The 19,973-nt window shown below is 65.8% G+C and carries 20 protein-coding genes; 18 read left to right on the top strand and 2 right to left on the bottom strand.

Annotated elements, in window-relative coordinates; all coding sequences use genetic code 11:
• Positions 1–14: 14 nt before the first annotated feature.
• Both AC1D2O_RS13990 and AC1D2O_RS13985 read right to left on the bottom strand, forming a co-directional pair.
• Positions 15–641 carry an NIPSNAP family protein gene (locus AC1D2O_RS13990; protein ID WP_478085349.1) on the bottom strand — a complete coding sequence of 209 codons (627 nt, stop codon included), beginning with the start codon at positions 639–641 and terminating at the stop codon, positions 15–17.
• A gap of 9 nt (positions 642–650) precedes the next feature.
• Complete coding sequence (locus AC1D2O_RS13985; RefSeq protein ID WP_478085350.1) at positions 651–2,426, bottom strand: FAD-dependent oxidoreductase; 1,776 nt, start codon at positions 2,424–2,426, stop codon at positions 651–653.
• Positions 2,427–2,529: 103 nt separating this feature from the next.
• Between AC1D2O_RS13985 and AC1D2O_RS13980 the strand changes: the two genes are divergently transcribed.
• The 18 genes from AC1D2O_RS13980 to AC1D2O_RS13895 all read left to right on the top strand — a co-directional run bounded on the left by AC1D2O_RS13980 (position 2,530) and on the right by AC1D2O_RS13895 (position 19,915).
• Positions 2,530–3,318 (top strand): shikimate dehydrogenase family protein, encoded by a 789-nt coding sequence (locus tag AC1D2O_RS13980; RefSeq protein ID WP_478157218.1) that lies wholly within the window; start codon positions 2,530–2,532, stop codon positions 3,316–3,318.
• A gap of 152 nt (positions 3,319–3,470) precedes the next feature.
• Positions 3,471–5,225 (top strand): FAD-dependent oxidoreductase, encoded by a 1,755-nt coding sequence (locus AC1D2O_RS13975; RefSeq protein ID WP_478157216.1) that lies wholly within the window; start codon positions 3,471–3,473, stop codon positions 5,223–5,225.
• A 130-nt stretch (positions 5,226–5,355) separates the two neighbouring features.
• On the top strand, positions 5,356–6,201 hold the full coding sequence (locus tag AC1D2O_RS13970) for an SDR family NAD(P)-dependent oxidoreductase (protein WP_478085355.1): 846 nt from the start codon (positions 5,356–5,358) through the stop codon (positions 6,199–6,201).
• Between the two features lie 24 nt (positions 6,202–6,225).
• Positions 6,226–7,077: a branched-chain amino acid ABC transporter permease gene (locus AC1D2O_RS13965; RefSeq protein WP_478085357.1), complete on the top strand. Its 852-nt coding sequence runs from the start codon at positions 6,226–6,228 to the stop codon at positions 7,075–7,077.
• A 24-nt stretch (positions 7,078–7,101) separates the two neighbouring features.
• The gene (locus AC1D2O_RS13960) at positions 7,102–8,088 is read left to right on the top strand and encodes a branched-chain amino acid ABC transporter permease (protein ID WP_478085358.1); all 987 of its coding nucleotides are present in this window, start codon (positions 7,102–7,104) and stop codon (positions 8,086–8,088) included.
• A 23-nt stretch (positions 8,089–8,111) separates the two neighbouring features.
• Positions 8,112–8,831 carry an ABC transporter ATP-binding protein gene (locus AC1D2O_RS13955; protein WP_478085360.1) on the top strand — a complete coding sequence of 240 codons (720 nt, stop codon included), beginning with the start codon at positions 8,112–8,114 and terminating at the stop codon, positions 8,829–8,831.
• A complete protein-coding gene (locus tag AC1D2O_RS13950; RefSeq protein ID WP_478085361.1) occupies positions 8,828–9,535 on the top strand; it encodes an ABC transporter ATP-binding protein in 708 nt (235 codons plus the stop codon). Before AC1D2O_RS13955 ends, AC1D2O_RS13950 begins: the two co-directional genes overlap by 4 nt.
• Before the next feature lie 75 nt (positions 9,536–9,610).
• Positions 9,611–10,816: an ABC transporter substrate-binding protein gene (locus AC1D2O_RS13945; protein ID WP_478085363.1), complete on the top strand. Its 1,206-nt coding sequence runs from the start codon at positions 9,611–9,613 to the stop codon at positions 10,814–10,816.
• Positions 10,813–11,736: an NAD-dependent epimerase/dehydratase family protein gene (locus AC1D2O_RS13940; RefSeq protein ID WP_478157214.1), complete on the top strand. Its 924-nt coding sequence runs from the start codon at positions 10,813–10,815 to the stop codon at positions 11,734–11,736. Before AC1D2O_RS13945 ends, AC1D2O_RS13940 begins: the two co-directional genes overlap by 4 nt.
• Positions 11,737–11,741: 5 nt before the next feature.
• Complete coding sequence (locus AC1D2O_RS13935) at positions 11,742–12,572, top strand: SDR family NAD(P)-dependent oxidoreductase (protein ID WP_478085367.1); 831 nt, start codon at positions 11,742–11,744, stop codon at positions 12,570–12,572.
• A gap of 557 nt (positions 12,573–13,129) precedes the next feature.
• Entirely contained in the window at positions 13,130–13,708 is a 579-nt protein-coding gene (gene msuE / locus AC1D2O_RS13930; RefSeq protein ID WP_478085369.1) for an FMN reductase, read from the top strand.
• A 307-nt stretch (positions 13,709–14,015) separates the two neighbouring features.
• Positions 14,016–14,450 carry a DoxX family protein gene (locus tag AC1D2O_RS13925; protein WP_478085371.1) on the top strand — a complete coding sequence of 145 codons (435 nt, stop codon included), beginning with the start codon at positions 14,016–14,018 and terminating at the stop codon, positions 14,448–14,450.
• 405 nt (positions 14,451–14,855) lie between these two features.
• Positions 14,856–15,728 carry a CmcJ/NvfI family oxidoreductase gene (locus AC1D2O_RS13920; RefSeq protein WP_478085373.1) on the top strand — a complete coding sequence of 291 codons (873 nt, stop codon included), beginning with the start codon at positions 14,856–14,858 and terminating at the stop codon, positions 15,726–15,728.
• Positions 15,725–17,083: an LLM class flavin-dependent oxidoreductase gene (locus AC1D2O_RS13915; protein ID WP_478085375.1), complete on the top strand. Its 1,359-nt coding sequence runs from the start codon at positions 15,725–15,727 to the stop codon at positions 17,081–17,083. Before AC1D2O_RS13920 ends, AC1D2O_RS13915 begins: the two co-directional genes overlap by 4 nt.
• Positions 17,084–17,198: 115 nt before the next feature.
• Positions 17,199–17,678, top strand: a complete 480-nt coding sequence (locus AC1D2O_RS13910; protein WP_478085377.1) for a rhodanese-like domain-containing protein — start codon at positions 17,199–17,201, stop codon at positions 17,676–17,678.
• Positions 17,679–17,717: 39 nt separating this feature from the next.
• Positions 17,718–18,650, top strand: coding sequence for a serine O-acetyltransferase EpsC (gene epsC, locus AC1D2O_RS13905; RefSeq protein ID WP_478085379.1), 933 nt, complete (start codon positions 17,718–17,720; stop codon positions 18,648–18,650).
• Entirely contained in the window at positions 18,647–18,916 is a 270-nt protein-coding gene (locus tag AC1D2O_RS13900; RefSeq protein WP_478085380.1) for a helix-turn-helix domain-containing protein, read from the top strand. Before epsC ends, AC1D2O_RS13900 begins: the two co-directional genes overlap by 4 nt.
• 66 nt (positions 18,917–18,982) lie before the next feature.
• A complete protein-coding gene (locus AC1D2O_RS13895) occupies positions 18,983–19,915 on the top strand; it encodes a family 2A encapsulin nanocompartment shell protein (protein WP_478085381.1) in 933 nt (310 codons plus the stop codon).
• Positions 19,916–19,973 lie beyond the last annotated feature (58 nt).

Here is a 19,973-nt window from a genome sequence, read left to right as displayed (position 1 = left end):
TGCGTTTCTCCGGCTTACTTCAACGGCGAGACCACAGTCGGCAACGCGATGATCGAGGTCATTTGCGTCGTCAGGTGCGCAGGTCCGCCTTTGGGCGGCCAGATCCCTTGTGCGACCGCCTCAGCGCGTGCCTTGCTGCGCGCGTCGAGTGTCGGGTAGGCCCAGATGTTGGTGAAACGCAGGGGACCGTCGAGCCCGACCATCGCCACCACGCAGGGCGAAATCTCTTCTCGCGCAGGCAGGTACTGCTGCCACAGATCCAGGGTCGGCTGAACGCCGCCCGGCTTGATGCCGTAAGTGCGTATCTCATACACCGGGCCGCCGATACCCGATTCGCTGGTGGGGCGCACCGGCTTCATCCAGCTGAAGCCCTGGTAGCTGTGCTGCTCCATGCCTTGGAAGATGTCACCGCAGCCGAACGGGCTTGCGTCACGTTGCGTGCGATCGCGTTCGAGCTGCAGCGTGGCCAGATCGTCGAAGCCGCGCATGACGATCATCTGGTTGAGTGGGCCGATGTCGGTCGACCAGCAGGCGAGAAACTCGCCGTGGGCCTGGTTCGCCGCGGCGAAGGCCTGCACGTTGGCTGCCGCCTGTGCGGCAGTGCCCATGGGCAGGGTCATGGTGGTGAGTTCGTAGTACATGGCGGTTCCTCAAAGTTCGGGATCAATGCACGAGTGCTCGTGCTCCCCACGCGAGGGGGCTGCACGGCCTGTGGTTCTGGATGCCGCAGCGTGGTGCGCGGCGATGAAGCCAAAGGTCATGGCTGGGCCGAGCGTGATGCCGCCGCTGGGATAGCGCCCCCCCATCACGCTGTTCATGTCGTTGCCGCCTGCATAGAGCCCAGCGATCGGATTGCCTTGCGCATCCAGCACTTGCGCGTTGGCGTTGACCTGCAGCCCTGCGAAGGTACCGAGGCTGCCCGGAAGGACCTTGACGGCGTAGAACGGCGGCTTCAGGAGCGGGGCCATGCAGGGATTGGGATGGCCGGCAGCCACGTCGCCCTGGATGCGGTTGTAGGGCGTTTCGCCCTTTCGGAAGTCAGCGTCCTGGCCGTCCATCGCTTGCGCGTTGTAGCGCAGCACGGTGGCTCGAAGCATTGGCGCGTCGATGCCGCACACGCCGGCCAGTTCGTCGAGCGTACGGCCGCGCTTCAAGTAGCCATTGCGAAGCAAGCGCCCGCGCGGCATGGGTGCGGGCTTGACGGCGCCAAGCCCGTAGCGGCGAAGGAAGCTGTGGTCGCAGACCAGCCAGGCTTCGACGGGATCGCCGGCGGGAGTGGCGGCCAGCAGGTCGCACATGAAGTCGTGGTACGAATCGGCTTCGTTCGTGAAGCGCCGGCCGGCGCGCGTCACCGCGATCAGCCCGGGTTTGGCTCGCTCGATCAGGTGAGGGAAGTGCGTCACCGTGCCATCGGCCCTCGGCACCAGGGACACTGGCGCCAGCGCCGCGGCGTGCGCCAGATCAGTCGCCACCACGCCGCCCGCCGCTTCGCCCAGGCGCAGGCCATCCCCGGTATTGCCGCGTGACGCAGCCGACCAATGTGCATGGCCGGTTCGGGCATGCGGAAGCAGCACCCTCTTGCGCTGCACATCATGAGGGAAACCTCCGCAAGCCAGCATCACGCCGCGGGTGGCCCAGATGTCGACTTCGCCTGCTGGCGTCGCGATCAAGGCACCGGCCACGCGGCCATCGCGCTTCAACAGCCGAAGCGCCGGGCTTCCGACGCGGATCTCGACACCGGCGTCGAACGCCGAGGCCGCCAGGCCCGCCACCAGGGCATTGCCATTCACGAGGCGCATGCCGCGCCGATGCGCCAGCAGATCGCGCCAGTGGCTCAGCACGCGCCTTGTCACATGACGCAACGAAGCCGGGGATCGCATCGCGTTGAGGAAGTGGCGCAACTCACCGGACGCGATACCCATGCCCCACAAGGTCATTTCCTCCAGCGGCGGCTTGAGTTGTGTGAGGTGGTCGCCAAGCCGCCGTCCGTCGAAGGGAGCGGCGCAGAGCGAGCGGCCGCCGGTCGCGGCGTCGACCGTCCGGCCGTGGAAGTCGGGAACTCCGTTGCCGTCGATGAACTGCAGCGCGGTGCGCGAACTGAAGAATTCGACCATTCGCGGGCCGTTCTCCAGGAAAGCGCGGGCGAGCGACTCGTCGAACCGAGCGCCGAGTTCATGGCGCAGGTAGGACAGCGGTTTGCCGATGTCTTCGTCGATGCCGGCGGCGATTGCCAGCGGATTCCGCGGAATCCACATCCAGCCGCCAGACCAGGCGGTGGTGCCGCCGTACTGCGCCTCCTTCTCCACCACCAGCACCTCGAGCCCGAGGTGCGCCGCTGTCACTGCGGCGGAAAGGCCCCCGGCGCCAGACCCGATCACGAGCAGGTCGCAGTGGTCGACGGATTCTCGATGGGGCGCTGCAGGCATGGCGCGATCCTAACGAAAAAAAGAATTACGTTCAAGACTTGAACACAATTCCATTTTCACCTACGATCAGCCCCAACCGATCCCGTTCGCAGGAAACATCACCATGACTCTCGACGGCGCCACACGCGTCCACTTCATCGTCGGAGACCCGATTGCGCAAGTGAAGTCACCGGCCGCCGTGACGCGGGCCTTTCAAGACCGCGGGCACAACGCCATGGTCGTGCCGGCGCACGCTTCACCTGCCGACCTTGCCGCCTGGCTGGCCGGCGTTTCGCTGTCCAAGAACGTCGACGGCATCATCGTCACGGTGCCGCACAAGTTCGCATGCTTCGACCTGTGCGCCACGTCCTCGGAGCGGGCCGCATTTCTGCAGACCGCGAACACCATGCGCCGCAATGCGAATGGCAGCTGGCATGGCGACATGTTCGATGGCTTGGGTTTCGTCGCCGCCCTGCGCGACAAGGGTTGCGCGCCCGAAGGCAAGAAGGCTTTGCTGGTCGGCGCGGGCGGCGCCGGCTCGGCGATTGCTCACGCACTGGTGATGGCGGGCGTGAGCGCGCTCGCCGTCCACGACGAAGACGCGCAGCGCCGCCACGCGCTGGTGGCGCGGCTGGGCGGCCTGGACAAGTGCCCAGTCCACGAGGGCTCGGCCGATCCGGCCGGCTTCGACATCGTGATCAACGCGACGCCCGTTGGCATGAAGGACACCGATCCACTGCCGCTGGCCACGGACAAGCTTGCCGCCCACACATTCGTGGGCTGCGTCATTACCGCGCCGGCCATCTCGCCACTTATCGCCGCGGCACGCTCCAAGGGCTGTCCCACCCTGACCGGCGCCGACATGTTCGCGAAGGTGAGCGACCTGATGGTCGACTTCCTCCTCGAGGTCTGAAATGGAACTCCCCCCGAAGCGCCTGCGGCGCCTCCCCCCTCAAGGGGGGCGATACCGGCGGCCCGGCAAAGCCGGTTCCGCGGTATCCCTGGTATCGGACTGCGCCGGTTTCATGGGTCGTCGGTCGCGCACCGCGCGGTGGAGCAACTGAGATGCGGATTTGCCAGAACGACCTCGCCGCTGTTCACGACGGTGCCCGCTACGACATCGTTGTGATCGGCGCCGGCGGCGCCGGCATGGCGGCTGCGCTCTATGCTGCGATCGACGGCAAGAAGGTCCTGCTTGTCGAACGCACCGAGTATGTGGGCGGCACCACTGCTCGCTCCGCCGCGACCACGTGGGTGCCCGGCACGCATCACGCGGCCTCCGTGAATCCGACGGACACGCTGGAGGACGCCGCACGCTATCTGACGAATGCAATCGGCGAGCGCACGCCGGCGTCGATGCGGCAGACCTTCCTGGACAACGGCGCGCAGGCGGTCAAGCAGATCGAAATGCATTCCGAAGTCAAGTACCGGCCGTACCCGAAGCATCCCGACTACATCTCCGACCTTGGCGGTTCGACCCTCAACGGCCGTGCGCTCGAGCCGCTGCCCTTCGATGGCCGCAAGCTCGGCCCGCTCCTGTCCTTGGTGCGGCCGCCGATCCCCGAGTTCACGGTCTTGGGCGGGATGATGGTCGACCGCAACGACATCAACCACCTGCTTGGCATGACTCGATCGATGGCGTCATTCAAGCATTCGGCCAAGATCATTTCGCGTCATGCGAAAGACCGGCTGACCCATCCGCGCGGCACGCGCCTGGTCATGGGCAATGCGTTGATCGGACGCTTGCTGTATTCGCTGGCGCAGCACGACAACGTCACGCTCGCGCTGAACACATCGATCGAAGGCATCGATCGTGAAGCGAACGGGGAGGGCGCCATCGACGCCGTCACACTGGAACTGAACGGCGAGCGGCGCAGGGTGCGCGTCGACGGCGGCGTCATTCTGGCCAGCGGGGGCTTCAATCGCCATGCCGACCTGCGCAAGACCCTGCTGCCGGGCATCGAGCCGGATTGGAGCCCGGCCGCGCCAGGCCACACGGGTGCCGCGCACGATCTGGTGCGCAAGCTCGGTGCGCGCTACGGAAATGGCGGCCTGTCGCATGCATTCTGGGCGCCCGTGTCGCTGCGCCAGCGCGCAGATGGCAGCATGGCGTCGTTCCCGCATTTCGTGATGGACCGCGCCAAGCCTGGCATGCTGACCGTGAATCGAGCGGGCCGGCGCTTCGTCAACGAAAGCACTTCGTACCACCTGTTCGGGTTGGCGATGCAGAAGGCCAACGAAGTGTCGCCGTCGATTCCAGCCTGCTTGGTCTGCGACGCCGAGGCATTGCGAAAGTACGGCATCGGCATGGTGCGCCCCGGCGGCAAGGGCCTCGCGCCGTTCCTTGCCGACGGCTATCTCACGCGGGGCAAGACGCTGGATGAATTGGCGGCCAAGCTCGGTATCGATGCCGCCGGCCTGAAGGCCAGCGTGGCCACGATCAACAGCTACGCGGAAACGGGCGTCGACCCTGACTTCCAGAGAGGCGAGACAGCCTACCAGCAGAACATCGGCGATGCCGCGTGGAGCGGCAAGAACCCGAACATCGGGCCGTTGAAGCAGGCGCCTTACTACGCGATACGGCTCTACCCCGGCGACATCGGTGCTTCCACCGGCTTGGCGACCAATGCCGACGCGCAGGTGCTGGGCGAGAACGATCGACCGATTCCCGGCCTGTACGCGGTCGGCAACGACATGCACTCGATCATGGGCGGCGTCTATGTCGCCCCTGGCATCACCCTCGGCCCCGGCCTCGTTTTCGCCTACCTCGCGGCACGGCATGCCGTTGCGCGTAGCGGCGCTCACCTAGGGAAAACCTGATTCAAGCGCGCACGAAAAGTCCTGCTTTCAGCCGCAATCGTCGACTGACGGCGAGGCTCGACAAAACATCATTGCCTATCGCGGCGCCGAGTTGAACGGCCTGCACGAGACCGAACAGGAGACAAAGAGAATGCAAGCCAAACGCCCGGATTTGATGCCGGAATCGGACGAGCCTCTGCCTGCACCATCCGTCCAACGCGTCGCAGTCATTACGGGCGCCGCCGATGGCATCGGCTGGGCCACGGCGCAGCGCCTTGCTAGTGATGGATGGCGCGTCGCGCTGCTCGACCTGCGGACCGAGGCGGTGGAGGCGCGCGCCGGCGAACTCGGGCAGGGCCACCTTGGCCGGGCCTGCGACGTGACCGATGCCTCCAGTGCGGACGCTGCCATTGCCGCCGTCGCCGCGGACATGGGCCGAATCGATGCACTCGTGAACAACGCCGGCATCGGCGACCAGACCCGTCCGACCCTCACGCAATCGATCGAAGCTTTCGATCGGGTGCTGGCTGTGCATCTGCGCGGCACCTTCCTGATGAGCCAGGCCACGCTGCGAGTCATGCAAGAGCAGCCCCGAGACGGCCGAGGCAACCGCGGCGCCATCGTCAACTTGGGTTCGATTGCCAGCTTGGGTGGTATCCCCGGCCGCAACGCCTATTGCGCCGCCAAGACCGGCGTCGTGGGGCTGACGCGCGCATTGGCCAGCGAATGGGCGCGCGAGGGCGTGCGTGTCAACGCCGTGGCGCCCGGCTATGTGCGCACGGCGATGGTGGCGCGATTGGTGCGCGAGCGCGCGATCGATGGCCTTGCCATCGCGCACCGCACGCCGTTGGGCCGCATGGCCGAACCGGCCGAGGTCGCCGAGGCCATCGCCTTCCTTGCCTCGCCGCAAGCCAGTTACGTCACCGGCGCAGTGCTGCCGGTGGACGGAGGCTGGTCCGCGTTCGGCGCCCCCGAAAGTGCGATGCCCGCACTCTGACTCAAACATCCAGGAGGCGAACCCATGCTCACCATCAACATCTTCAACGGCCTCGTATACGGCGCATTGCTTGTCGTGATGTGTTCCGGCCTGGCGCTCATCTACGGACTGCGCCGCGTCGTGAACTTCGCCCATGGCTCGCTCTACATGCTGGGCGCGTACCTGGGCTACTCGATCGCGCTGAACAGCAATTTCTGGGTGGCACTGGTGGCGGCTCCTGCCATCATGGCGCTGTTCGGCGTGTTGCTGGACCGCTATGGCTTTCGCCTGCTGCAGGATCGCGACCCGCTCACGGTGGTCCTGGTGACCTTCGGCCTGCTCCTGATCATCGAGGACTTCGTCCAGACGGTGTGGGGGAAGAGCAATCTCACAGTGACCATGCCGAGCGCGCTGGCCACGTCGTTGGATTTCCTGGGCACGCAGCTGCCGGCCTACCGGTTGGCCGTGATCGGCGTCGGCGCGCTGGTGGCACTCGGGCTGACCGCCTGGCTGCGCATGTCCAAGATCGGCCTGTTCGTGCGGGCTGCCAGCACCGACCCCACCACGACGGCCATGCAGGGCATCAACACCGACCTTCTCAGCGCGGGGGTGGTCGGCCTGGGCACAGCCCTCGCGGGCCTGGCCGGCGTCGTGGCCGCGCCTTTCCTGTCGCTGTCGCCCTCGATGAGCAGCGACGTGATCATCGATTCCTTCGTCGTGGTGGTTGTTGGCGGCCTCGGGTCGTTGGCAGGCGCCTTCATTGCCGCGATGGTGCTGGGCATGGTGCAGGCGCTCGGCGCCGTGTACGTGCCTGATCTGTCCGCGGTGTTGCCCTTCGTGATCATGGTCGCGGTGCTGATCTGGAAACCATCGGGCTTCGCAGGCAGCCGTACCTGAGTCGCACAACCTGGAGACATCGCAATGACAAAACTTCGATTGGGAACGAGCGCCGCCGGTGCGCTGGCAGCAGGTGGCGTCGTGGCCGCATTGGTCGGCTCGGGCACCGTGTTGTCGCTGCTGACGCAAGCCGTCATCTTCGGCGTATTTGCCCTGGGAGTGGGCCTGCTGCTGCGGCAGAACGGCATGGTCAGCTTTGGCCATGCGCTGTTTTTCGGCCTGTCCGGCTACTCGATGGGCATCGTGCTGGAACTGGGCTGGATGCCGGCCGAGCTGGCCATCCTTTGCACTCTCGCCATGGTGGCGCTCTGTGCCTTTGTCGTCGGGCTCGTGATTGTGAGAGTGCCGGGCGTTGCCTTCAGCATGATGACCCTGGCCATCGGCCAGATGTTCTTCCTCACCGCCTCGCGCTCGCGTGGACTGACTGGCGGAGCCGACGGCATGAACGTCAACTGGCCCGCCACGCTGTTCGGCGTTCCGCAGTCGCTGCTGCACAAGCCGGTGGTGCTCTTTCTGATCTGCTGGACGGTCCTGGTCCTGCTGATGCTGGCGCTCGCGTTTCTGCTGCGCAGCCGCTTCGGCAGCGTGACCGAGGCGGTCCGAGACAACGAGGAGCGCGCGCGCTTCATCGGTGTGCGCACGCTGCTGCCGCGCGCCGGCGTGTATGCGTTGTCGGCAACCGTGGTGGCGTTGGCTGGACTGCTGTCGGCGCTGAACACCGGCTTCGTATCGCCCGAAGCGCTGCATTGGAGCGTGTCGGGCGTGGCGTTGATGATGGTGGTGGTGGGCGGCTACAAGGCGCTGTGGGGCCCACCGCTTGGCGCCATCGTGTACTTCCTGTTTAAGGATGTGCTGGGCGACTACGCCAATCACTGGATGGCGATCTTCGGCGTCGCACTCATCACCGTCATCGTGTTCTCGCCCACCGGCATCGCCGGCGCATTCGAGCGCCTGGCCAAGGGCAAGCGCCGCGAGGTGGACGCCCCGGGCCGGCCGGCCTCGGTGCACTGACAGTCAGAGAGGAGACGACAACCATGAACGACTATGTGTTGCAGGCCGACGATGTCGCCATTCACTATGGTGGGGTGAAGGCGGTGGACGGCGTGGGCCTGACCCTGGAGCGCGGCCAGATACGCGGCTTGATCGGTCCCAACGGCGCAGGAAAGTCCACCGTGATCGACGCCATCACCGGTCGTCGCCGCCTGACGCGCGGCAGGGTGATGCTGGGCGGCCAGGACGTGACCGCCCTTGGTGTGGTGGAGCGGCGCATGCGCGGGCTCTCACGCAGTTTCCAGCGCACGAGCATCTTCGGCCAGATGAGGGTGCGCCGACAGGTCGAATTGGCCTCGCACCGCATGAATCCAGAGGGTTACGAGGCCGACGCCGAGGCAGTGCTCAGGGAGTTGGATTTGCACCCGCGCGCCGACGACGTGGCCGATGACCTGGGCTACGGCGAACAGCGCCGGCTCGACCTGGCGCTGGCGCTGGTCGGCCGGCCAGCCGTGCTTCTGCTGGACGAGCCGATGGCCGGTCTCTCGGTCAAGGAATCGCTGGACCTGGCCCAGCATCTCAAGGCGCTGACCTCGCGCTGGAACGTCTCGGTGCTGCTGGTCGAGCACGACATGGACGTGGTGTTCGGCATCTCGGACGTGGTGACCGTGTTCGAGCTCGGCCGCGTCATCGCAAGTGGCGAACCGGCCGCCGTGCGCGCCGATCCGCGCGTGCGAGAAGCCTACCTGGGGAGCGCGGCATGACAAGCTCCTTGCTGGAACTCGAGAAGGTCAACGCCTTCTACGGCTCGGCCCACATCCTGCATGACCTGAGCCTGGCAGTGCACGCGGGCGAACGCGTGGCCCTGGTCGGGCGAAACGGGATGGGCAAGACAACGGTGGTCAACACCATCCTTGGCTTGGCAGCATTGCGCGGCGGGCGGGTGCAGGTCGGCGGGAAGTTGCTGGCGCGGCCGCGAACCTACCAGGCGGCCCAGCAGGGCGTGGTTGTGGTTCCGCAGGGACGCCGAATCGTGGCCAATCTCAGCGTCGAGGAAAACCTGCAACTCGGTGCTGCCGTCGGCCGCAAAGGTCCGTGGACCGTGCAGGAGATCTACAAACTCTTCCCCATCCTGAAGGAGCGTTCCCACACGCCCGGCACCGCGCTCTCGGGCGGCCAGCAGCAGATGCTGGCCGTGGGCCGCGCGTTGATGGCGAACCCCTCCCTCATCCTGCTGGATGAGCCGACCGAAGGCCTGGCTCCGGTGATCGTCGACCAATTGGCCGTGATCTTCAACCGGGTGGCCGGCCAGGGCACCGCGCTGCTGCTGATCGAGCAGAACATGAGTCTCGTGGTGCGCGTCGCCAGCCGCTACTACGCGATGGCGAAGGGCTCGGTCGTCGCACAGGGGCCGGTCCACAACAGCCGTGAAGGCCTGCACGACCTCGAAGCGCACGTGATGGTCTGAGCCTGCGGCGGTCGATGCCCCGTTCTTTCGTTACGGCCGCCGGACCGCCTCCGGCGTTTGATTCTGGAGACACACATGCCCACAAAGAAACCCCTCTTGCAGCTCTGCGCTGCATCCGTCCTTGCGCTCGGCGCGGCACTCCCGCTGGCGGCGCTCGCACAGGGCAAAGAGCCCGTCAAGGTCGGCCTCGTATCGTCCAAGTCGGGCGTGTTCGCCCAGCAGGGCGAGGAGGTGATGCGCGCAGTCAAGTTCGCCATCGAGGAAGCCAACAGCAAAGGCGGCGTCGACGGCCGGAAGGTCGAGGTGCAGGAGGGCGATGACGAAGGCACGCCCGATGCCGGACGGCGGGTGGCCGAAAAGCTTGCGCGCGATGGCAACAACCTGCTGATCGGCGCAATCCCGTCGTCGATCTCGCTGGCGATCGCCCAGAATCTGGACCGCTGGGATGCAGCCTATTTCGTGGTGGCCAGCAAGTCCGACAAGCTCACGGGCGACACCTGCAAGCCGCGCAGCTTTCGCACCAACCATTCAGACGCGATGGACATCGCGATGATCAACGAGTGGGCCAAGGGGCTTCCTGAGAAAAGCTTTGCAGTACTCGCCGCCGACTACGTGTGGGGCCGCGATTCGGGTGAATCCTTCAAGAAGGCGGCCGAAGCCGCGGGCAAGAGCGTCAAGCTGAGCCTCTACGTGCCGCTGGGGACCAAGGACTTTTCGCCCTACATCGCACAACTGAAGGACGCCAACGTCGAGGCGATCTGGGTTGCAGAGACCGGCCGTGACGCGATCGCCTTCGTCAAGCAGGCGGAGGAGTTCGGCCTGATCCCGAAGACCAAGCTGATCGGCCATGCATTGATTCAGAACTTCATGATCAATGCGACCGGAAAGGCGCTCGAAGGAACTCCCGGCAACACCGCCTACACAGCGACGCTCGACAACCCGAACAGCAAGGCGTTCGTCGCGGCTTGGAAGGCCAAGTTCAACCGTGTCCCCACCGACAACGAAGGTCAGGCCTACAACGGCATGCAGGTCATGTTCGAGGGCGTGAGGAAGTCCGGAAGCGTCAAGCCTGCGGAGGTCAGCAAGGCACTCCGCGGCGCGGAGATCGAGACGATCTACGGCAAGGTCACAATGCGCGCTGCCGACAACCAGCTCTTGCTGCCCAACTACGTCGCGCGTGCCAAGCCGGTCGACGGCGCGATCGCTCCGGTGATCGAGCACATCTACCCCGCCTCGCTGACACCGCCAGCGTCGCCGCTGTGCAAGATGGCCCAAGGATGACGGCTCCGACTGCCGGAGGAACACAGTTGAAGAGAGTGCTGGTCACGGGCGGCAGCGGCTTTCTTGGCGCCTGGATCGTGCGTCGCCTGAGCATGCGTGGCATTCAGGCGCGCGTTTTCGACGTCCAGGAGAGGCGCAGCACAGTGGCCGCCATCGCTGGCGACTCCCTGGCCCGGGAACTCGACTGGCGAGTGGGTGACATCCGCCGGGCCGACGACGTACGCCAGGCCATGGCAGGCTGCGACGGTGTCGTTCATCTGGCCGGTGTGCTGACACCGGACTGCAGTGCAAACCCGGTGCTTGGCGCCGAGATCAATCTGATCGGTTCGCTCAACGTGTTCGACGCAGTGCGTGCCCAGGGCATCGGCCAGCTCGTCTACGCGAGTTCCGCTGGCGTCTATGGTCCGGACGATGCGCAGCGTCCGATGCCCGCGACGCACTACGGTGCCTTCAAGCTGGCGGTCGAAGGATCTGCGCGTGCCTACTGGCATGAGCATCGCGTGGCGAGCGTCGGCCTGCGGCCATTCGTCGTCTACGGACCGGGGCGTGAGACCGGCGTGAGCGCCGGTCCCAGCCTGGCGTGCCGCGCCGCGGCACGCGGTGAGGCTTTCACGATCGGCTACACCGGCGCATCGGGCCTGATCTTCGTCGAGGACGCAGCGCATGCATTTGAACAAGCGTTGCTGACGCCGACCCAGGGCGCCAATGTATGCAACCTGGTTGGGGAATCGGCGACCGTGGAAGAGTTCATTGCTGAGATTCGGCGCCAAGTTCCGGGGGCCCGACTCAACGCAGAAGGTCCGCCACTCACCATTGCTTCAGGCATTGCGGAGGAAGGATTGGACGCCTTGTTGCCTCCCCGCCAGCGCACAAGCCTTTCTGGCGGAATCGCGTCGACTATCCGGCACTACTTCCAATAGGCCTCATGAAAACCGAAACATTCCATCTGCCTCCCGTTCATGCCCTTGTCACTGGCGCCACCGGCGGCATAGGTCGTGGAATCTGCTTTGCGCTGATCAAGCAAGCGCGCGAGGACGGCGCGCCGATACACATCAGCGCTGCCGCCTCGCAAGGAGGCGAAAAGATCGATGGCCTGCTCGAGGAGCTTCGCGCCGCGGGTGCGACTGCAAGCGGCGTCACGGGGGACATCACGGATGCCGCGCAGTGTTCGGCGCTGATCGCGCAGGCGTCGAATAAAGGCGGTGACTTGACGACACTGATATGCAATGCTGGCGCCTCCGGACCCGGGAAACTGGCCGACCTGCCGTTGGCCCAGTGGGACAAGACCTTCAATCTCAACGCCAGATCGTGCTTCCTGCTATCGCAAGCCGCACGACCACAACTGATGCGCACGGGGGGAAGCATCATCGCGGTGGCCTCGATGTCGGGCTTATTGCCCCATCCCGGCTACGGCGCGTACTCGGCATCAAAGGCTGCACTCATCATGTTATGCCGCCAACTTGCACAGGAGTGGGCGGTCGACCGGATCCGCGTCAACACCGTGTGTCCGGGCATGATTCGTACGCCTCTGACAGAGGCGGTCTATCAGGACGACGCGATACTCGATCAACGCCTGTCGTTGGTGCCGATGGGGCGCATTGGTACGGCGCAGGAGATAGGTGCGGTCGTTGCATGGTTCGCCAGCGCGGGCGCGGCATATGTGACCGGGCAGAGCCTGACAGTGGATGGCGGTATCTCGGATCGAATTCTTTCGCTTATCCCCGGACGGCCCGGAAGGGGGCCGGTCGTTCAGTGAGGCCTCGCAGCGCTGAACGCTCATCCTGTTCGACGAGGTCGAGTGGCGGGTGAACCACTCGGATGCAGCATGGAACCTCTCCGAGAAGAAAACGTCCGACATTGGATCGCCGTCTCATTTTGAGTCGTTCCTGAGTGCGGCGGGCCTTCAATGCGAAGAGGGTTCTGTCGCAGCAACGCTGTGGCGCGCGACGAAGGGGCATGCCGCCCCGGCCATCATCTCCTCGTGTGCCGCAGGCTCAGCGGATAGGCCGCGTACCAGCGCAGCGCAGGTCAGCATCACTTCCAACCGAGCCTGCGCGACATGGTTGGTGGGCCCGACCCCTTGGTCGGGCTTCGCCTTGCGCATCGATTGACTCCGAAATTCGCATATCGATAGCCGAAATGGTTCTAGGTCGCCTGCACCGGAGGGCACTCGGCGGCTGCACAGTCATGTGTCCTGCAATTTTTCGCCGCGCGCGGCAGCCTCGTCGACGTCACCGTTGCCGTCGCACATGAGGCCCGCTCGTTGTCCCGTGCTCACGGTCAACAGGCAAAACACTTCACACAACGCTCAACATGGCCAAAAGACTCAAGATCGTCGCCGTCTCCGGCGGCCTGCAACGCCCGTCCCGCACCCTCGTGCTGGTTGAACAACTGCTCGAGGGATTGACTGACGCATTGCCCGTCGAAACGCGGCTCATCGAACTCGGAGAGATCGTCCCGAAGTTCGGTAACGTGCTCCAACGCAACCACCTTCCGTCCGAGGTCGAATCGATCCTGCGCGACATCGAAACGGCAGACCTGCTGTTGGTCGCAAGCCCGATCTATCGGGGCTCGTACACCGGTCTTTTCAAGCACCTGTTCGACTTCGTGCACCAGGACTCTCTCGTTGACGTGCCTGTGCTGCTCGCCGCGACGGGAGGCAGTGACCGGCATGCGCTGGCGATCGATCACCAACTTCGGCCGTTGTTCAGCTTCTTCCAGTCCCACACGCTGCCCATCGGCGTCTATGCGACCGACAAGGAGTTCGCGAACTACCGCGTAAACAGTGACGCGCTGCGCGCCCGGATCGCGCTGGCGGTCGAGCGCGCGGTGCCTGTGTTGCGGCAACGCGGGCAGCGTGCACTGACGGTGCCGACGCTCGCACTGGCCTGACGGGGTGGTTGTCTCGGGTGGTCGGTGGCCAGGTCGTGTCAGTTGAGCCGCTGGCCAACGGCGGAAGCCCTCGGCTCGGATCGGATCGCCTTTGTAGGCGATCGTGGGCGACGCCGCCGAAGACCGATTGCTTCGATGCTTGTGCCCCGGCTTTCTGATGCCTGCGCCCGGAGGGTCAACGGAAAACGCATCTGCAAACTCGTATTCCTTCGTTTGCAGGCGTGTCGCGTGTCCGCAGAATCCGCCAGGTCGAAGCCCCGCAACTCGTCACCCTGGGCTTCCCACCTTCACCATCGATTGGCTCATCATGTCGCTTCGCAATCCTGAACTCCTGGCGCCACGCGCCCTGTCCGTGCTGCGCATCGTCTCGGCCTTCCTGTTGATCCAGCATGGGTCGGCCAAGCTGCTGGGCTTTCCTCACGTGGCCTATTTCGACAATCTCCAGATCGTGTCCCTCCTCGGCGTCGCTGGCGTTCTCGAGCTGGTCGGAGGTGCGCTGCTGCTGATCGGACTCTTCACGCGTCCGACGGCGTTCATCCTCTCCGGGCTGCTGGCCTTCGCCTATTTTCTGGGCCACGCCACCAAGGGCTACGTGCTGGCCCCGTCCCTGAACCAGGGCGAAGCGGCCGTGTTGTTTTCCTTTGTGTTCCTGTACCTCGCGGCTGCGGGCGCTGGCCCGTGGAGCGTCGACGCACGCCGCTCGAAGGCCATCACACCGGCGGGCCTGCCCGCATCGGCCTGAACTTGCGGCGAGGTCGGCTGTTCTGGCGATATGCAATTGAGTCCGAAGCACCATCTCATTCCATCACCCATGACCGACATCACATTTCCTCCGGGTCGACTGGCTCCTCATGACACGCAATGCTGAATTGACGCCCGCCGAGCATGCCCGCCGCGTGATCGCGCGAACGGCTTCGGTCTGGCAGATCGCGCCAGTCTCGCCGCGCGAAGTGGCCCGTCGTGCACCGCACGGCTATGTCCCGGTTCGGATCATGCGGCGCGTCCGCGCAGCCGCGGCGGCGTACGGCCGGCCACCGTCGCCGACCGCGCAGGCGATCGTGGTGCGAGCGGACTCGCCACTGGGTCTGCGTGACGACCAGCACGCCCCGACCTGCGCCCGTTCAAGGACCCCTTCTAAGGTGAACCCATGAGTGCCGTACTGAATGCGTGGCCGGGCGTCGCGAACGCCTCGGCCGTGAAGGCCGAGCTCAACTACCTGGCACCCCGGGGCGTTCGTCCAGTCAGCTACACCTTCGAGCCGCCTGCCGGCGTTCCCTGGAACACCGGCGAGCTGGCGCCGGAGTGGGTCACGATCCACGATGGGCGCTCGCTGGCCGCGCTGGGCGAGCTTTCGCTCGACCGCAGTGGCTTCTCGCAGGTCGCGCACCGCAGCGCGTTGACGGACTTCAGCGACGATGCGGCCATCCGCACGGTCTACTACCCCGAATCGGCCGCGTTGCTGCGCGCCGCGACCGGTGCCGAGAAGGTCGTGGTGTTCGACCATACCTTGCGCGACAGCGCGAACGGATCGCGCGCCACGAAGACGCTGCGCGAACCCGTGCGGCGGGTGCACAACGACCAGACCTTCGTTTCGGGCCCGCGCCGGGTGCGCGACCACCTGCCCGCCGACGAGGCGGCCGAACGTTTGAAGCATCGCTTTGCCATCATCAATCTGTGGCGGCCGCTGGCGACGGTGGAGCAACTGCCGCTGGCGCTCTGCGATGCGCGCTCCATTGCGCCCGGGGATCTGGTGCCCAGCGATCTGGTCTACGCCGACAAGGTGGGCGAGACCTATTCGTTTCTGCACAATCCCGATCACCGCTGGTACTGGTTCCCACGGCTGCGCAGCGACGAGCCTCTGCTCCTGAAGATCTACGACTCGCGCGAGGACGGCACGGCGCGCCTGACGGCGCACAGTGCGTTCGTTCATCCGGACACACCGCCCGATGCGCCGCCGCGTCGCAGCATCGAACTCCGGGCGCTGGTGTTCTGGCCTGCCGAATCGACGCACGGCGCATGAACACTCCTCGCAGGCAAATGCACCTCGGTGCCTTCTTCTTCGGCGTCGGCCATCACCTGGCGGCCTGGCGCCACCCGGACGTCGATCCCGCAGCGGCCAGCCGCATCGAGTCGCTGAAGGAATGGACGCGCATCGCGGAGCATGCCAAGTTCGATGCCATCTTCTTCGCCGACAACGTCGGCATGCCGGGTCCGCCCGATGGCGTGGTGGCGAAGAATGCGCTCTGGTATCCGCTCGATCCGCTCGTCACGCTGGCAGCGCTTTCGCAGGCCACCACCCACATCGGCCTGGTGGCCACGGTCTCGTCGACCTACCTGCCGCCCTACCATCTGGCGCGCAAGTACGCGGCGCTCGACCAGGTCAGCCACGGCCGCAGCGGCTGGAACCTCGTGACCTCCGGCAGCGACTTCGAGGCCCGCAGCTTCGGTCTCGACCAGCAACTCGGCCATGCGCACCGCTACGCCCGTGCCCACGAGTACGTGAAGGTCGTCAAGGGCTTGTGGGACAGCTGGGAGGATGATGCGTTCGTCCACGACAAGGCGGCCAACCGCTTCTTCGACCCGGCCAGGCTGCACCGCGTGGCGCACGAGGGCGAGCATTACAAGGTGCACGGCGCCCTGCAGACGCCGCGTTCGCCCCAGGGCTATCCGGTGCTGGTACAGGCCGGGTCTTCCGGCGATGGACAGGAACTGGCTGCGGCGACTGCCGAGGTGGTGTTCACCGCCCAGCAGAGCGCTGACGAGGCGAGGGCGTTCTACAGCGGCCTCAAGGGCAGGCTGGCCGCACATGGCCGCATGCCCGATCAACTCAAGATCCTGCCCGGCATCTCGCCCTTTGTCGGGCGCAGCCGGCAGGAGGCGCAGGACAAGTTCGACCAGCTGCAAGGCTTGATCGACCCCGTTCTGGGTGTCGGCCTGCTGTCGACCTTCCTGGGCAATGTCGACTTGTCGGGCTACGACATGGATGGGCCCTTCCCGAAGAACCTGCCGGTCACGCAAGGATGGAAAAGCCGGCAGGAACTGTTCGAGGGGATGGCCAGGCGCGACAACCTTTCGATTCGCCAGCTCTATGAAAAGGTCGCCGGCGCGCGCGGGCACTGGACCCTCGTCGGCACGGCCGAATCGATTGCCGACCAGCTCGAGCACTGGTTCACCACGAGTGCGGCCGACGGCTTCAACGTGCTGGCGCCGACGCTGCCGCACGAACTCAAGGATTTTGCCGAGCTGGTGATTCCCGAACTTCAGCGGCGTGGACTGTTCCGCACCGACTACCAAGGCCGAACCCTGCGAGAACACCTCGGGCTTGCGCGGCCTGCCCATCCTGGTGCACTGCATCGGGCCGCAGGCGATAGATGAGATGGTTGTTAGGAATCGACTTTTCGGTCGTTTGTGTTGACCGTGGTCCGACCTAGAGTGGTCTATCGCCATCAAGGCGAGACCCGCAACCACTCAATCAACGGAGTACTTTTTCATGTCATCGGACGTCGAATCCCTCGCACTGCCGGCCGCGCTGGAGCAAGCCCGGGCCGCAGCGGAGCAACAGAACCTGGCTTATGCCGGGGGTGTCGCGCCGCCGGTCGCGTGGCAGCTGGTTCAGCAGCGCGAAGCGGTGCTGGTCGACGTGCGTTCGGGCGAGGAGCGAAAGTTCGTGGGCCACGTGCCCCACAGCCTGCACGTGCCCTGGGCCACAGGCACCGCGCTCACGCGCAACCCCCGCTTCGTGCGCGAGCTCGAGGCAAAGCTGGCCAAGGACGGCGGCAAGGACGCCGTGGTGCTCCTGCTGTGCCGCAGCGGCAAGCGCTCGGCGCTGGCCGCCGAGGCGGCGGCCAAGGCAGGCTTCAGCCATGTGCTCAACGTGCTGGAGGGATTCGAGGGCGAGATCGATGGCGACCAGCACCGCGGCTCGGCGGACGGCTGGCGCTTTCACAAGCTGCCCTGGGTCCAGGACTGAGCACGCGCCCGGCGCGTGACCGAATCGAGGAGGAAGGAAATGTCGGGATTCGATATCGACCAGGTGGTCGGGGCGCTGCGCAGCGTGCGCGACGAATGGCGCGATGCGCAGAAGCGATCGCGCGAGCCCGCCGGTCGGGAGTTCCCGTCGCGCGATGCGCTCTCGGTCGTGATCGAGCAGCTCAAGGGTGCGCTCTTTCCGATGCGACTCGGCCCCTCGGACCTGCGCCACGACGGCGAGGACTTCTACGTGGCCCACACGCTCGATGCCGCCTTGCATGCCTTGCTGGAGCAGGCGCGGCTCGAACTCCAGTACGTGGGGCGCCGTGCGCCGCGCGCGGCGGCCGAGATCGATGCCCAGGCGCGCGAGGCCGTGCGCGGATTCGGTTCGGCCCTGCCGGGGATTCGCCGGCTGCTCGACAGCGATGTGACCGCGGCCTACCAGGGCGACCCGGCGGCGCACAGCGTCGACGAGGTGCTGCTGTGCTACCCGGGCGTGCTGGCGATGATCTACCACCGGCTGGCGCACCAGCTCTATCGGCTGCAGTTGCCGCTGCTGGCGCGCATCGTGGCCGAGCTGGCCCACGGACAGACCGGCATCGACATCCATCCGGGCGCGCAGATCGGCAGCGGCTTCTTCATCGACCACGGCACGGGTGTCGTGATCGGCGAGACCGCGGTGATCGGCCAGCGCGTGCGGGTCTACCAGGCGGTGACGCTCGGGGCCAAGCGCTTTCCCGTCGATGCCCACGGCCTGCTACAGAAGGGCCTGCCGCGGCATCCGGTGGTGGAGGACGAGGTCGTGATCTATGCGGGCGCGACGATCCTCGGGCGCGTCACGATCGGCCGCGGTGCGGTCATCGGCGGCAACGTCTGGTTGACCGACGACGTGCCGCCCGGCGCCAGCGTGACCCAGGCCGGCCTGCAGAACGCCGCGTCGGGCGGCGAGGCACTTGCGGTGGCTGTCCGGTGAGCGCACTGGTGGAGCGCTTCGGGGTGACCGTGCGCCAACTGCGCGTCCAGAACGGCTGGTCGCAGGTGCAGCTGGCAGAGCGTTCGGAGCTGGATCGCTCCTATGTCGGCGAGATCGAGAGGGGGCGGGTGATCGCCTCCATCGTCACCGCGGAGAAGATCGCCGTGGCGTTGCAGCTCGACGTGGCGGCCTTGCTCTCGCGCTGCGAGCAACTCGGCGAACAGCGTGCCGGACAGCTCATCAGTTTGGCGGCTATAGCCCGTTGAGGGAAAACCCGAATCCCCAGACACTTTCCTGCAATCGTCCTTTCTCGAACCACGGAGTCCTTTCCCATGACCGCAACCGTCGGTGGTACCACCGCCCTTGGCGACAACGCCGCCCGCCAGCTAGCCAACGCCACCAAGAGCGTTCCCCAGCTCGAGACGATCAGTCCGCGCTGGCTCACGCACCTGCTGCAATGGGTGCCGGTCGAGGCCGGCATCTACCGCCTGAACAAGGTCAAGAACCCCGAGTCGATCCAGGTCGTCTGCACGGCCAAGGAAAGCGAGAACCAGCTGCCGCGCACCTGGGTCGACTACGAAGACCATCCGCGCGAATACAACCTCAATGCGGTCAGCACCGTGCTCGACGTTCACACGCGCATCTCCGACCTTTACAGCAGCCCCCACGACCAGATCAAGGAGCAGCTGCGCCTGACCATCGAGACGATCAAGGAGAACCAGGAGAGCGAGCTCATCAACAACCCGGACTACGGCTTGCTGTCCCAGGTCACCGACGAGCAGCGCATCTTCCCGCTGACCGGCGCGCCGACGCCGGACGACCTCGACGAACTGCTGACCAAGGTCTGGAAGGAGCCCGCCTTTTTTCTGACCCATCCGCTGGCGATCGCCGCCTTCGGCCGCGAGGCCACGCGACGCGGCACGCCGCCGCCGACCGTGAGCCTGTTCGGCTCGCAGTTCATCACCTGGCGCGGCGTTCCGCTGATCCCGTCGAACAAGGTGCCGGTGGCCGACGGCAAGAGCAAGATCCTGCTGCTGCGCGTGGGCGACAAGCGCCAGGGCGTGGTCGGCTTGTTCCAGCCGGGCTTGACCGGCGAACAGAGCCCGGGCCTGTCGGTGCGCTTCATGGGCATCAATGACCATGCGATCGCGTCGTACCTGATCTCGCTGTACTGCTCGGTCGCGGTGCTGACCACCGACGCGCTGGCGGTGCTCGACGACGTCGAGATCGGCAAGTACCACGACTACGCCGACACCTACAAGTAAGCCACCAGGTGAGCACGTCACTTTCTCCACACGGCCTGCCCCAAGTGCCGCAGCAAGC

It is taken from the genome of Variovorax sp. P1_G12, from assembly GCF_056405555.1.
Note: the sequence above shows the minus strand (reverse complement) of the source record. Positions and strands in the feature narration are given on the sequence as shown.

Coding starts and splice junctions, on each gene's coding strand:
- AC1D2O_RS13990 (WP_478085349.1), bottom strand. CDS start 641: ATGTACTACGAACTCACCACCATGACCCTGCCCATGGGCACTGCCGCA.
- AC1D2O_RS13985 (WP_478085350.1), bottom strand. CDS start 2,426: ATGCCTGCAGCGCCCCATCGAGAATCCGTCGACCACTGCGACCTGCTC.
- AC1D2O_RS13980 (WP_478157218.1), top strand. CDS start 2,530: ATGACTCTCGACGGCGCCACACGCGTCCACTTCATCGTCGGAGACCCG.
- AC1D2O_RS13975 (WP_478157216.1), top strand. CDS start 3,471: ATGCGGATTTGCCAGAACGACCTCGCCGCTGTTCACGACGGTGCCCGC.
- AC1D2O_RS13970 (WP_478085355.1), top strand. CDS start 5,356: ATGCAAGCCAAACGCCCGGATTTGATGCCGGAATCGGACGAGCCTCTG.
- AC1D2O_RS13965 (WP_478085357.1), top strand. CDS start 6,226: ATGCTCACCATCAACATCTTCAACGGCCTCGTATACGGCGCATTGCTT.
- AC1D2O_RS13960 (WP_478085358.1), top strand. CDS start 7,102: ATGACAAAACTTCGATTGGGAACGAGCGCCGCCGGTGCGCTGGCAGCA.
- AC1D2O_RS13955 (WP_478085360.1), top strand. CDS start 8,112: ATGAACGACTATGTGTTGCAGGCCGACGATGTCGCCATTCACTATGGT.
- AC1D2O_RS13950 (WP_478085361.1), top strand. CDS start 8,828: ATGACAAGCTCCTTGCTGGAACTCGAGAAGGTCAACGCCTTCTACGGC.
- AC1D2O_RS13945 (WP_478085363.1), top strand. CDS start 9,611: ATGCCCACAAAGAAACCCCTCTTGCAGCTCTGCGCTGCATCCGTCCTT.
- AC1D2O_RS13940 (WP_478157214.1), top strand. CDS start 10,813: ATGACGGCTCCGACTGCCGGAGGAACACAGTTGAAGAGAGTGCTGGTC.
- AC1D2O_RS13935 (WP_478085367.1), top strand. CDS start 11,742: ATGAAAACCGAAACATTCCATCTGCCTCCCGTTCATGCCCTTGTCACT.
- msuE (WP_478085369.1), top strand. CDS start 13,130: ATGGCCAAAAGACTCAAGATCGTCGCCGTCTCCGGCGGCCTGCAACGC.
- AC1D2O_RS13925 (WP_478085371.1), top strand. CDS start 14,016: ATGTCGCTTCGCAATCCTGAACTCCTGGCGCCACGCGCCCTGTCCGTG.
- AC1D2O_RS13920 (WP_478085373.1), top strand. CDS start 14,856: ATGAGTGCCGTACTGAATGCGTGGCCGGGCGTCGCGAACGCCTCGGCC.
- AC1D2O_RS13915 (WP_478085375.1), top strand. CDS start 15,725: ATGAACACTCCTCGCAGGCAAATGCACCTCGGTGCCTTCTTCTTCGGC.
- AC1D2O_RS13910 (WP_478085377.1), top strand. CDS start 17,199: ATGTCATCGGACGTCGAATCCCTCGCACTGCCGGCCGCGCTGGAGCAA.
- epsC (WP_478085379.1), top strand. CDS start 17,718: ATGTCGGGATTCGATATCGACCAGGTGGTCGGGGCGCTGCGCAGCGTG.
- AC1D2O_RS13895 (WP_478085381.1), top strand. CDS start 18,983: ATGACCGCAACCGTCGGTGGTACCACCGCCCTTGGCGACAACGCCGCC.